11 protein-coding genes are annotated in these 13,041 nt (G+C 69.2%); 1 reads left to right on the forward strand and 10 read right to left on the reverse strand.

From position 1 onward, the window contains the following. Positions 1-37: 37 nt before the first annotated feature. From LIN44_RS21610 to LIN44_RS21625, 4 genes are all read right to left on the reverse strand, one after another. A complete protein-coding gene (locus LIN44_RS21610) occupies positions 38-3,160 on the reverse strand; it encodes an efflux RND transporter permease subunit (RefSeq protein ID WP_227316275.1) in 3,123 nt (1,040 codons plus the stop codon). 12 nt (positions 3,161-3,172) lie between these two features. Next, positions 3,173-4,366 carry an efflux RND transporter periplasmic adaptor subunit gene (locus LIN44_RS21615; RefSeq protein ID WP_227316276.1) on the reverse strand — a complete coding sequence of 398 codons (1,194 nt, stop codon included), beginning with the start codon at positions 4,364-4,366 and terminating at the stop codon, positions 3,173-3,175. Between the two features lie 53 nt (positions 4,367-4,419). Further along, entirely contained in the window at positions 4,420-5,817 is a 1,398-nt protein-coding gene (locus LIN44_RS21620) for a TolC family protein (RefSeq protein WP_227316277.1), read from the reverse strand. Positions 5,818-6,169: 352 nt separating this feature from the next. After that, positions 6,170-7,327 carry an acyl-CoA dehydrogenase family protein gene (locus tag LIN44_RS21625; protein WP_227316278.1) on the reverse strand — a complete coding sequence of 386 codons (1,158 nt, stop codon included), beginning with the start codon at positions 7,325-7,327 and terminating at the stop codon, positions 6,170-6,172. A 230-nt stretch (positions 7,328-7,557) separates the two neighbouring features. On the opposite strand from LIN44_RS21625, the gene LIN44_RS21630 reads away from it, so the two are divergent. Beyond that, a complete protein-coding gene (locus tag LIN44_RS21630) occupies positions 7,558-7,803 on the forward strand; it encodes a hypothetical protein (RefSeq protein WP_227316279.1) in 246 nt (81 codons plus the stop codon). Between the two features lie 10 nt (positions 7,804-7,813). On the opposite strand, the gene LIN44_RS21635 is transcribed toward LIN44_RS21630, so the two are convergent. The 6 genes from LIN44_RS21635 to LIN44_RS21660 all read right to left on the reverse strand — a co-directional run bounded on the left by LIN44_RS21635 (position 7,814) and on the right by LIN44_RS21660 (position 12,940). Beyond that, on the reverse strand, positions 7,814-8,674 hold the full coding sequence (locus tag LIN44_RS21635; RefSeq protein ID WP_227316280.1) for a LysR family transcriptional regulator: 861 nt from the start codon (positions 8,672-8,674) through the stop codon (positions 7,814-7,816). A gap of 254 nt (positions 8,675-8,928) precedes the next feature. Beyond that, a complete protein-coding gene (locus LIN44_RS27660) occupies positions 8,929-9,078 on the reverse strand; it encodes a hypothetical protein (protein ID WP_370641742.1) in 150 nt (49 codons plus the stop codon). Between the two features lie 4 nt (positions 9,079-9,082). After that, on the reverse strand, positions 9,083-9,457 hold the full coding sequence (locus LIN44_RS21645) for a hypothetical protein (protein WP_227316281.1): 375 nt from the start codon (positions 9,455-9,457) through the stop codon (positions 9,083-9,085). Positions 9,458-9,656: 199 nt separating this feature from the next. Then, entirely contained in the window at positions 9,657-10,481 is an 825-nt protein-coding gene (locus LIN44_RS21650) for a class I SAM-dependent methyltransferase (protein WP_227316282.1), read from the reverse strand. Between the two features lie 180 nt (positions 10,482-10,661). Next, entirely contained in the window at positions 10,662-11,519 is an 858-nt protein-coding gene (locus LIN44_RS21655) for an EamA family transporter (RefSeq protein WP_227316283.1), read from the reverse strand. Positions 11,520-11,599: 80 nt separating this feature from the next. After that, the gene (locus LIN44_RS21660) at positions 11,600-12,940 is read right to left on the reverse strand and encodes a sorbosone dehydrogenase family protein (RefSeq protein ID WP_227316284.1); all 1,341 of its coding nucleotides are present in this window, start codon (positions 12,938-12,940) and stop codon (positions 11,600-11,602) included. Between the last annotated feature and the right edge of the window lie 101 nt (positions 12,941-13,041).

The following is a 13,041-nucleotide window of genomic DNA, read 5'->3' on the forward strand; positions in this document are numbered from 1 at the left end:
AGGCCGCGCGGTGGCAGGCCATCGCGCGACGCTATCCTCAGCCTGAAATCGACGGCGTGATCCGGCTTTCGTCGGGCGCCGCGGCATCCTCGTCCGGCCAGTTGCGCCCCACCATCCATTCATAGAGCGTCGGCAGCACGATCAGCGTCAGCACGGTCGCGGTGATCAGCCCGCCGATGATGACGATGGCCAGCGGCCGCTGCGTCTCGGAGCCGATGGCGCGCGAGACCGCCATCGGGAACAGCCCCAGCATCGCCAGCAGCGCCGTCATCAGCACCGTGCGCAGCCGGTCCATCGAGCCGGTCAGCACGGCCTGGCGCACCGGCATGCCCTCTTCGCGCAGCTGGTTGAAGTAGGTCACCATCACCACGCCGTTGAGCACCGCCTGGCCGAACAGCGCGATAAAGCCGATCGCCGCCGACACCGACAGCGGGATGCCGGTCAGCAGCAGCGCGAACACGCCGCCGATCAATGCGAACGGGATGTTGGAGATGATCAGCGTGGCGCTCTTGAACGACTTGAACGCATTGAACAGCAGCAGGAAGATCACCAGCACCGACAGCGGCACCACGATCGACAGCCGCGCCATGGCGCGCTCCTGGTTCTCGAACTCGCCCGACCAGCTGATCTTGACGTCGTCGGCCTTCACGTTTTTCGCCACCAGCTTCTGCATGTCCTTGACCACGCTGCCCATGTCGCGGTCATGGATGAAGATGCCGATCGAGGTGGTGCGCTGGCCGTTCTCGCGGCTGATGTTCATTGCGCCGGAGGCGGCGCGGAAGGTCACCAGTTGCGACAGCGGCACCTGCGCGCCGTCGGCGGTCTGCATGAAGATATTGGGCAGGTTGGGCAGCGCGCGTTCCGACGGCTTCAGCCGCACCGCCACGCTGAAGTGTTTCTCGCCCTCCCACAACTCGGTCGCGGCCTTGCCCGCCAGCGCGGTTTCCATCAGCTCCTGCACGTCGGCCACGTTGATGCCGTAGCGCGCGGCCTGGGCGCGGTCGAATTCCAGCACGTACTGCGGCAGTTCGCCGTCGCGGTCGATAAAGGCGCGCATCACGCCCTTGACCGACTGCACGTTGGCCAGGATCTGGTCGGCGACCTTCTTGTTTTGCTCCAGGCTGTCGCTCTGCACCTTGATCACGATCTGGCCCTTGATCTGCGAGATGCTTTCGAGGATGTTGTCGCGCACCGGCTGCGAGAAATTGGGCTCGATGCCGGGCAGCCGGCGCAGGTTGCGGTCGATCTCGCCGATGATGGCGCGCTTGTCGAGGCCGCCGCGCCACTGCTTCTCGGGCTTGAGGTCGACCAGGATCTCGACGGTGTTGATCAGCTTGGGGTCGGTGCCGTCGTCGGGGCGGCCCACCTTGGAGATGGTGGTGTTGACCTCGGGCGTCCGGCGGATCACGCTGCGCAGCAGCCGCGCCTGGTCGCGCGCCTCGTCGATCGACACCGACGCCGGCAGGTCGAAGCTGACCCACATCGAACCTTCGTCGAGTTCCGGCAGGAACTCGCTGCCGAGGAACTTGCCGGCGCCCACCGTCACCACCAGCAGGCCCAGCGCCGCGCCCACCACCAGCTTCTTGTGGTCGAGCGCCCAGGCCAGCATCGGCGCGTAGAGCCGCTTGCAGTGGCGCACCAGGAAGTTGTCGTCGTGCGCGATGTTCTTCTTGAGCAGCAGGTGGCACAGCAGCGGCACCAGCGTCAGCGACAGGATCAGCGAGCCGATCAGCGCGCCCGTCACGGTGTACGCCATCGGCGCGAAGATCTTGCCCTCGTGCCGTTGCAGCGTAAAGATCGGGATGTGCGCCGCGATGATGATGACCATCGAGAACACGGTCGGGCGGCCCACCTCGGTGGTGGCCTGCAGGATCGCATGCAGGCGCGCCCGGCTGTCCTGGATCTGCTGCGCCTTCAGCTCGCCCAGCCGCTTGAAGATGTTCTCGACCACGATCACCGCGCCGTCGACGATGATGCCGAAGTCCATCGCCCCCAGCGACAGCAGGTTGGCCGGAATCCCAACCCAGGTCAGGCCGATGAAGGTGGACAGCAGCGCCAGCGGGATGATCAGCGCGACGATCGCGGCGGCGCGCACGTTGGCCAGGAACAGGTACAGCACCGCCATCACCAGCAGCGCGCCCTCGACCAGGTTGCCGAACACCGTGTGCAGGGTCTTGTCGATCAGCGTGGAGCGGTCGTAGTACGGCACGATCTTCACGCCCTTGGGCAGGATCTGGTCGTCCAGCAGCGCGATCTTCTGCTTCAGCGCTTCCAGCACCAGCGACGGGTTTTCGCCCTTGCGCATCACCACGATGCCCGAGACGATGTCGTCTTCATCGTCCTGGCCCATCAGGCCTTGCGGCGGCGCGCTGCCGACGCGCACGTCGGCGATGTCCTTGACCAGGATCGGGGTGCCGTTGTTCTCGGCCACCACCACGTTGGCGATATCGGCCGAGGTGCGGAAGCTGCCGAGCGAGCGCAGCAGGAACTGCTGGCGCCCGTGCGCCACCGCGCCGCCGCCGGCATTCGAGTTGGCGCGCTGCAGCGCGGTGAACAGCTGCGACAGCGAGATCCTGGCGTCGCGCATGCGCGCCAGGTTGGGGTTGACCTCATACTGCTTGATGGTGCCGCCGATGGTGACCAGGTCGGCCACGCCCGGCACCTGGCGCAGGTTCTTCTCGACCACCCAGTCCTGCAGCGTGCGCAGCTCCTGCGGCGTATAGCCCTTGCCGGTCAGCCGGAAGCGGTAGATCTCGCCGATCGCGGTGGACAGCGGCGCCAGGTCCGGATGCACGCCGTCGGGCAGGTCGACGCTGCGCAGCCGCTCGAGGATCTGCTGGCGCGCGGCGACGTCGGTGGCGCGGTCGTTGAAGGTCACCATCATGAACGACAGCCCGAACTGCGTGTGCGAGAACACTCGCACCGCGTTGGGCGTGCCCGCCAGCGCGGTCTCGATCGGGATCGTGACCTGGCGCTCCACTTCTTCGGCGGCGCGGCCCGGGTACAGCGTGATGACGTTGACCTGGATGTCGGACACATCCGGAAAGGCTTCGATCGGCAGGTTCTTGAACGCGGCGATGCCGCCGCCGACGAAGAGGATCAGGCCCAGCCAGACAAAGAGCTTCTGGTGCAGGGCAAAGCTGACGATGCGCGAAATCATGGGCAGCCGTCCTCAGCGCTTGTCAGCCGCACGCGCCGCGTTCACCGCGGTGGCATCGCGCAGGATGTCCTGCAGGTAGAGGTTGCCTTCGCTGACCACGGTCTCGCCGTCCTGCACGCCTTCGAGCAGCTCGGTGGTGCCGGGCAGCGTCACGCCCACGCGCACCAGGCGGCGCTCGAAGGTATTGGGCGCGGTGCGCACGAACACATAGTTGCGGTTGTCGGCCAGGAACACCGCCTTGGACGGCACCGCGATGCCCTTGAACGAGGCCGCCGGCAGCTTCGCGGTGACGAACATCTCCGCCTTCAGGCGGCGTTCGGGATTGGGCACGGTCAGCCTCACCTTGATGCTGCGCGCGCTCGGATCGACATAGTCGGCAATCTTGACCACGGTGCCGGCAAAGGTCTCGCCGGGCCAGGCGGCGGTGGTCAGCTGCACCTCGACGCCGGGCTTGAACAGGCTCAGGTCGGCCTCGCCCGCATCGACCTGCGCCCACAGCGTGGCCGGGTCGGTCACCAGGAACAGCGGCGCGGCGGGCGGCTGGTCGGGGCGCAGCTCCATGCCGAGATTGATGTTGCGCTCGACCACCAGGCCGTCGATCGGGCTGCGCAGCGCAAAGCGCTGGTTGACCCCGCCCGTCCCTGCCGCAGCCGCGCCGTATTGGGCGAGCGCCGCCTGGGTGCGCTGCAGGTCCGCCGCGGCGCGCGCGGCATCGGCCTGCGCCTGCTCCAGTTCCTTCTGCGCGATGATGCCGGCGCCGTACAGCTCGCGCTGGCGCGCCAGCGCCTTGGCCGCGACCGCGCTGTCGGCGGCGGCCTTGCGCGCATCGGCCTGGGCCACGCCAAATTCGGGCGAGGCCAGCATTGCCAGCGGCTGGCCGGCCTTGACGGTGGCGCCCGGCTGCACCAGCACCTCGGTCACGCGCCCGGCAAACGGCGTTGCCACGCGCACGGTCTTGTCCTCGTTCCATACCAGCCGGCCCGGCAGGCTCAGCATGCGCTCGCCGCCCGTTGTGGCGGGCTCGGCGGTGATGCCGGGCAGCGTCTTCACGCTGGCCGGGAACCGGATGGTATTGCCGCTGACCGTGGGATCGTCATCGGCCTTCGGGGCTTCGGTCTTGCCGCACGCGGCCAGCGCCAGCGCGCACAACGACATGGCGAACAGGACGGATATGCGTGCCGGCAAGGCAGCGCGGGCGGATGACATGCGACGGGACATGCGTGACAGGAAGGACATGAGGGGATCGCGGGAACTGCGCTTCAGGGGCGCGCGGTGGCGGCGCCAGTGGCGGCGGTGTGGGCGGGTGTAGCGGTGGTCGAGGTCTGCAACGCGGCGCGATACGCCGACAGCGCCCTGGCGTACTCACCCTGCGCCGCGACGGCATCGAGCCGGGTCTGGCGCAGCGCGCGCCGCGCATCGAGCAGGTCGAGCACGCCGGTCGCGCCCTTGCTGTAGGCGAACTCGGCGCCGCGGGCCACGCTCTCGGCCGCCGGCAGCACCTCGTCGCGCATCTGCCGCAGCGACTGGCGCGCGGTCTCGAGCTGGCTGCGCAGCCGGTCGATCTCGTTGCCGGCCTCCAGCATCACGCGGTTGCGGTCGTCCAGCGCGGCGTAGTAGTCGACCTCGGCCCGGCGCGCCTCGCCGCCGTTGCTGTGGCGCACCGGCAGCGGCATCGACAGGAACACGCCGAAGCTGTTGCCGGAGCCAGAGCTGTTGGTCGGTGAGACCGGATAGTGCTCGGCTTGCGCGCCGATGGTGACGTCGGGCACGCGGCCCGCACGGGCGAGGTCGCGCGCCGCCGCGGCGGCGGCCAGGCGCGCCTCGGCCGCGGTCACGTCGGGGCGGCGCTGCAGCGTGTCGGGATCCGGCGGCGGCACGGCGGCATCGATTGCCGGCCAGTCGGCCACCAGCCGGTTGTCGGCGAGCGTGCCGGGCACGCCCATTGCCTGCGCCAGCATGGCCTTGTCGCGGTAATGATCGGTGATGGCCTGGCGCATCTCGTTCTGCGCGCGCAGGGCGTCGAGCTGCAGCTTGGTCACGTCGGCGCGCGCCACGTCGCCGGCCTTGAGGCGGGTCTCGCTGGCCTGCCGGGTGCGCTCGTACAGCGCCAGCGTTTCGCGCAGCACGGCCACGCGTTCCTGGCTGGCCAGCGCGTCGAAAAACGCCTGCTCCACCGCGCCGGTCTGTTGCGCCACCACGGCCTGCACCGCTTCGCCGGCGGCGGCGCTGGCCTTGCGCGCGGCATCGACGCGCAGGTTGCCCTTGTTGGCGGTCTCGATCAGCTGGTCCACCCGCAGCGTGGAATCCACGGTCTTGCTGCGCAAGTTGCCTGAGCCGACGCCGGCATGCGGGTTGATGTTCTCCACACCCAGGCTCAGCACGGGGTTGGGCCGCTGCGACGCGATCTGCACGTCGGCCTGGCTGGCTTCCACGCCGCGGCGCGCGGCCAGGATGGTCCGGTTGCAGCGCAACGCGTCAAGGCGCACCTGGGCCAGGGTGAGCGTGGCAGCTGCCGGCGGCGGCGTGCACGGGCCATCGGCCGGTGCGGCCTGCGCGGAATCTGCGGAATCTGATGGAGGAGGCGGATCGGCCGGGCGTTCGGCCGCGAGGCTCGCCACAGGTCCTGCCACGAGGCCCAGACCCAGCAGGGCTGCCATGGCAACACGGGATAAGACAAAAGGCACGTTCGGTCGGGCTCGGTTGGACAACGATCTGCGGTAAACGACCGTGCCCGCCGAATGGTTCACCGAGGCACGCCAAATTGCCGCGCCCGGCACCCCGCGAGGTTGCGCGGCGTGGCTGTCTGGTCGCGCCCTCGCCTGCGGTCCCGATGCTGTCGATGCCATCCGGACACGATCTCCCGCCCGCATTCCAACCGAACCGCTTTACAAACGGCTTTCATTCACCTGACAAATGCCTTTAACCCGGTGAATTTCCTTATCCGTCGGAAAAAACGACAAACGGCACGGCCGTTGCCGGCCGTGCCGTCGGAAACCATCCCAGGCGCGTTTATGCCTTCACGCGGTCATCCAGTCCCAGCCCGCGGCCGATGATCTCCTTCATGATCTCGCTGCTGCCGGCATAGATCCGCGAAATGCGCGCGTCGGCATACATGCGGCAGATGCGGTACTCCTCCATATAGCCGGCGCCGCCGTGCAGCTGCACGCCCTCGTCGACCATCCGTCCCTGCAGCTCGGAGGTCAGCAGCTTGGCCGACGCCGCGGTCTCGACCGTCAGCGTGCCGGCATTGTGTTGCAGCACGCACTGGTCGACAAAGGTCTGCAGCGCGTCCAGCTGCGCGCGCAGTTCGGCCAGCTTGAAGCGCGAGTTCTGGAAGGTGCCGATGGCGCGTCCGAACGCCTTGCGCTCGCGCACGTAGTCCAGCGTGATATCGAATGCCACCTGTGCCGATGCCATGTAGCCGCAGGCCCCGATCAGGCGCTCCTCGGCCAGGTGGCGCGTCAGGTAGCGGAAGGCCTGGCCGGGCTCGCCCAGCACGTTGGCCTTGGGCACCTTGACGTTGTCGAAGAACAGCTCCGAGGTGTCCTGCGAGTGCAGGCCCAGCTTGCGCAGCTTGCGCCCGCGCTCGAAGCCGGGCATGCCGCGTTCGACGATGAAGAGCGTCAGGCCGTGGCTGCGCTCCGGGTCGGTGCGGGCCACCACGACCACCACATCGGCCAGCTGGCCGTTCGAGATATAGGTCTTGGCACCGTTCAGCACCCAGTGGTCGCCATGGTCCTCGGCGCGGGTGCGGATGCCGGCCAGGTCCGAACCGGTCTGCGGCTCGGTCATGGCAATGGCGAAGATCGACTCGCCGCGCGCGGCCGCCGGCAGCAGGCGCTGGCGCTGCTCTTCATTGCCGATGCGGCCGATATAGGGCGCCACCAGGCGCGAGTGCAGCGTGCCGAAAAAGCCGGAGTCGCCATGGCGCGCGTTTTCCTCGATCAGGATCTGCTCATAGCGGAAGTCCTGCACGCCGGCGCCGCCGTATTGCTCGTCGGCCCACATCAGCAGGTAGCCCTGCTCGCCGGCCTTGCGGAACACCTCGCGGTCCACGCAGCCCTGTTCGCGCCAGCGCTCGCCGTGCGGCCCGACCTCGCGCTGGTAGAAGCGGCGGGCGGATTCGCGGAAGGCGTCGTGTTCGGCTTCGAAGATCAGGCGTTGCATCGGGGTCTCCAGGTGTTTTGAGGGTGACCAGGCCAGTGTCGGCCGCGCAACGTCTATGAGATTCGTCGGAACGGATGATTTTTCTTACCACCGCGGAACCGCCCGACTAGCAGCGAAAACCGGGATGAATGCAATTTTATTGATATGAAGTGCCAATAACTTTCATTTACCCGCCGGCATGCTTTGTGCCAATACTGGAACCACAGATAACGATTCGATGGAGCGGGAACATGGAAGCCATCCTCTGGATTGGGCTTGCGCTGGCACTGGTGGCGTTGGGGGGTTGCGTCACCTGGCTGATCGGCACGCGGGTGCCGGAACCTGTTTTTGCGCGCGCGCAGTTGCATGGGCGCTTTGCCGGCCTGGAACCGCGCCCGCCGCGCCGGGGTGGCGGCGGCCGGGCGCGGCGCGTGCGGCAGTGGCGCCTGGTGGCCGTGCCCGCGCCTGCGGGTCAACTGGTGCCAGTGCGGATCTGACCGCCGGGCGCTATTGCAGGAAGTCCCAGCGCTGCGACCAGTCTGATTCCTCCCGCACGATCTCGCGCAGGATGTCCACGGCCTCCTGCGCCGACCCTGCGGGCGCCTTGGCGCAGACCAGGAACACGGGATATGAAAACTCCGGCGCGCCGGCGACGCGCGCCAGGACCCCGCTGTCCAGGTAGCTCTGCACCACGCGCGCACGGAAATAGCCGCTGCCGCCGTACTGGAGGATGTACTGCAGCGCCAGCGGCCCCAGGTTGAAGTACAGCGACGCCCGGGCATGCTCCGGCAACGCGCTGTCATGCTGGCGGCGGAACTCCGGGCCCCAGTCGACATAGACATAGCCGCCGTCGCGCTGCGTCGAGCGGATCAGGATCAGTTTCTCCTCCATCAGCGCTTCCACGTGCATGCCGGGCGCGTACTCCGGCTGATACACCAGGGCCGCGTCCAGCCCGCCCGATTGCAGCCGGCGCTGCAGCTCCGCGCCCTCGCCCACCTCGGCCCGCACCGCCTGCGCCGGCATCCGCTGGCGCAGGCGCGTCGCCCATAGCAGCACCAGCGGATTGCCCAGGCTGATCTCGGTGCCATAGCGGAACAGGCTGGCCAGCCCCGTCGGCAACGGCAGCTCGCGGCACGCCGCCTCCCAGGTCTGCACCAGCTGGCCGGCGTAGCCGAGAAAGCGCTGCCCGTCCGGCGTCAGCCGCGCCCCCGCCTTGTTGCGCTCGAACAGGCGGCAGTTCAGCTGCGCCTCCAGGCTCTTGATGCGCGCGGTCACGGCGGTCTGGGTCACATGCAGCTTGTCGGCGGCAGCCAGCAGGCTGCCGTCGCGCACGACTTGGAGGAAGGTGCGGGCGAGTTCGATGTCCATGGTGGGAGCGTTCCGGGGCGGTGTGGCGAATTGTAGGCAATGCGTTGCGGATATTCCGCAATCCGGTGCCGCGGCTGGGCGCCAGCCGCTCAAGAAAGTAAGCTGGCATTTCAAGAGCGCGCAAGGGACCCACCATGGCAGCTTTCCACCCCTCCATCATCACACGGCACGGCGACACCGCCGGGGCATCTGCAGGCACGGCCGACCCGGAGGCGGCGCACGACGCTGCATGCCGAGACTCCGCTGTCAGCGGATCAGTACGCCAACGGCTGACGGGATTGCTCGACCTCTTCGCGGCCTTCCCGGATGGCTTCATGGAAGCTGGACGGGGCGAGCAGGAACAGGCGGAACGCCAATAGGTCCGCGGGCACATGCGGCGCCGGAATCCGGGGCGACATCGACATTGGCTCAGCGCGCCGGCTGTGCCCGCCCACCCGCCGGCATGGCGACCGGCTCCGCCCCCGCCATCGGCGCCGCCGGCACGCCGCGCGCCGCGCGTGGCGGCCGCAGCGGCACGATGCCTTCCGGCTCCTGCCAGGCCAGGCCATTGTCATAGCCGGTGGCGGCGGCTTCCAGGTAGCCGGGCGCGAACTTGCGCTCCGGTGTCACCGCCTGCACGGCGGGCGCCGCGGCGGCCTGCGGCGCCTCGGACTGCGCGCAGGCGACGCTGTTGAGGCACAAGCCCAGCACGCGCAACAGCACCATGGCCTGGCGCGAACGGTGTCGGATGGCGGACGGGCGCGACGCGGCCTGCCCGTTCTGGCATGGGGATCGGGTGTTCATCGGGGTTCTCCGGGAAGCCATTGCTGGCAGGTGGCACAACGAGCCGCGGCGCCGCGCTCGCTGTTCCTTGCGCAATGACCGTGCCACCGGCTGATCCCCGCTACGGCGGGGATTACGGCACTTTCCGGAGGGGAAGTGGTGGGGACGGGCCGACGCTAGCGGCCGCGGTGTCGGCTGGCGTCCAACATCCCGAACCGCCTCAGGGCTTCACCGCCGCCGCCAGCACCGCCGGCATCGGCACCTCGAAGCCACTGCCACGCATATAGCCGGCAACCGTGCCGCGCAGCACGGCGCGGATTTCGTCGCGGGCCTTTGGGGTCTGCGCGCGCAGCGTGGCGGCGGCGCGCACGGTGCCCTGGGCCAGCGCATCGAACAGCTGGTCGGGCGTGGAGAAGCGCCAGACCTGCGGCACGCTGCGGCAGGTCGGCATGACAAAACCGGCCTGCTGCAACGCGCTGCGGCAATGGCCGGGATCGCTGAACAGGAAGAAGTTCGGCCCGACCGGGATATCGACGTCCATCGAGCCATAGGCGCGGATTGCGGCATAGACCGCGCCGAAGCCGACGGCGCGCTCCGGCGTATCCCATACCGTAAAGGCGATGCGCCCGCCCGGGCGCAGGACGCGGAAGGCCTCGGCCAGCGCCGCGTCCGGGTCGGACATATGGCACAGGCCAAAGCCATTGACCACGGCGTCGAAGCTGGCGTCGCCGAACGGCAGTGCCTGCGCGTCGGCCTGCTCGTACTGGACTTCGGGATGCAGCTTGCGCGCCAGTTGCACTTGCGCCAGCGCGAAATCGATGCCGATCGACTCGGCCCCGCGCTGCACCGCCCCGGCCGCGACGTAGCCGGAGCCGGACGCGACATCGAGCACGCGCTGCCCGCGGGCCACGTGCGCGGCGTCGAGCAAGGATTCGACCGATTGCCGGGTCACGTGCGACAGATGCTCCTGGTAGCGGCTGACGACCTCCGGGTCTTCCCAGCCGGCCAGCTCAAAGGCGCGAAACGAATCTGCGGTGCGGTCCATGCCTACTCCTCGGCGTCGATGTCCAGGTGGGCGGGCGTGTATTCGTGATGTTGGTGTGCGGACGCCGCGCTGCGGCATCCTGAGAACCCGGTCAAGCCAAGTATAGACAGCGCCGCGGCCCGGTAGCGGCCAGGCGGCCAGGCATGCACCCGGCCCGCTTTGCCGCGGCGTTTCACCCGTTCAGGCGAAGCGCAGCGTGGCCACGCCGGCGGCGATCAGGCAGGCCGCGCCCAGGCGCGCGGCGCCGACGCGCTCCTTGAGCAGCAGCGCGGAGATCAGCGCGCCGAACAGGATCGAGGATTCGCGCAACGCGGCCACCGGCGCCACCGGCGCGCGCGTCATCGCCCACAGCGACAACCCGTAGGACGCCAGCGTGCCGCCACCGCCCACCAGCGCGAACACCAGGTTGCGCCGCACGTAGCCGGCCAGTTCCGGCCGGCGCGCCGCCAGCGCCCACGCCGCCAGCGGCAGCGCGGTCAGCACGAAGATCCAGAATGCATACGCCACCGGCGCGCCCGAGCGCCGAACGCCGGTGCCGTCGATCAGCGTATAGGTGGCGATCACCAGCGCGTTCAGCAGCGCCAGCCAGACGCCCTCGCGGCTGCCGCGCCCGCCATGGGCGCGACTGGCACCACGGGCGCCGCCCGCCATGGCCAGGATGCCGAGGCTGATCACGGCGATGCCGGCCCATGCCAGCGCCGACAGGTGCTCCCCCAGCCAGCCCACGCTCGCCAGCGCCACCAGCAATGGCGCGCAGCCGCGCATCAGCGGGTAGGTCAGGCTCATGTCCGCGCTGCGATAGATGCGCGCCACCAGCGCAAAGTACACCACGTGCACCCCCACCGACGCGGCGATGAAGGGCCAGCTGGCGGCCGCCGGCTGCGGCAGCGCCGGCAGCGCCACCGCCGCCATCAGCCCTGCCGTGACCGCTACCATCACGGTGGACAAGAGCTTGTCGCCGCCGCCCTTGACCACGGCATTCCACGCGGCGTGCAGGAAGGCGGCGAGCAGGACGACGGCGAAGACGGTCAGCGACATGGGCGGCAGCGGTGTCGGCGCCGGCAGGCAGCGCGGGATCGCGCCATTCTAGCCGCGCTGGGTGCCGCGCCGCCGCCCCGCTATCTGGCGCCGCTCACGCGCCAGACCGTATTGCCGACATCGTCGGCCACCAGCAAGCCGCCGCGCTGGTCGACCGCCACGCCTACCGGCCGCCCGCGCGCCTTGCCGTCGTCGTCGACAAACCCGGTCAGCACGTCGAACGGCGCGCCATTGGGCCGGCCCTGGCTGAACGGTACGAAGATCACCTTGTAGCCCGCCAGCGGGCGCCGGTTCCAGGAACCGTGCAGGCCGACGAACATGCCTTCGCTGAAGCGCGCCGGCAGGCTGTTGCCGCCGGCAGCAGCCAGGCCGAGCGCGGCGGTGTGCGCGCCCACGGCATAGTCGGGCACGATCGCCTTGGCCACCAGGTCTGGTGCCGGCGGCTTCACGCGCTGGTCCACGTGCTGGCCGTAGTAGCTGTAGGGCCAGCCGTAGAAGCCGCCGTCGCGCACCGAGGTGATGTAGTCCGGCACCAGGTCGCTGCCGATCTCGTCGCGTTCGTTGACGGCGGTCCACAGCATGCCGGTGACCGGCTCCCACGCCATGCCGTTCGGATTGCGCAGCCCGCTGGCAAAGATGCGGTGCGTGCCGGTGCGGCGGTCGACTTCCCAGATCGCGGCGCGGCCGACCTCCTTGTCCATGCCGTTCTCGCCCACGTTGCTGTTCGAGCCTACGGTCACGTACAGCTTGCTGCCATCGCGGCTGGCGATCAGGCTCTTGGTCCAGTGATGGTTGAGTGGGCCGCCGGGCAGGTCCACCACCTTCTGCGGCGCGGCGGTGATTTCGGTCTGGCCGGGCTGGTACGGGAAGCGCAGCAGCGCGTCGGTGGCGGCCACATAGAAGTCATTGCCGACCAGCGCCATGCCGAAGGGCGAATTCACGTCCTTCAGGAACACCGAACGCTGGTCGGCGACGCCGTCGCCATTGCTGTCGCGCAGCAGCGTGATGCGGTTGGCGCTGGGCGTGCCGGCGCCGGCACGCTTCATCACCATCTTCATGATCCAGCCCTTGAGGCCCTTGCCGTCGTCGGGCTTGGGCGGCGCGTTGCTCTCGGCCACCAGTACATCCCCATTGGGCAGCACATAAACCCAGCGCGGATGGTCGAGCTTGTCGGCGAAGGCCGTCACCGCCATGCCTTCGGCCGGCACCGGGCGCTGGCCCGCGGCCCAGCCGATGGCCGGCGCGATCTTGACGGTGGGGATGGCGGTCTGGTTGGGCGGCGGCAGCTGCGGCGTGGGTCCGAAGCCGGCTTCGGACGGCAGCTTGGCGGATTCGCCGCAGGCGGCGAGCGTGGCCAGCACAGGCACGGCGCCCGCCAGCATGGCGGTGCGCAACAGGCGCAAGGGGGTGGGCATCGGCATGGTCCGGGCTCCTCAGGCCACGCGGGGCCGCGCGCCTGTGCCTGGACTATAGGACGTAGAGCGACCGGTGCTCTGTAAGCGCCGCGGAAGGCACCGTGTAG

The organism is Cupriavidus sp. MP-37 (assembly GCF_020618415.1).
Lineage (GTDB): Bacteria > Pseudomonadota > Gammaproteobacteria > Burkholderiales > Burkholderiaceae > Cupriavidus.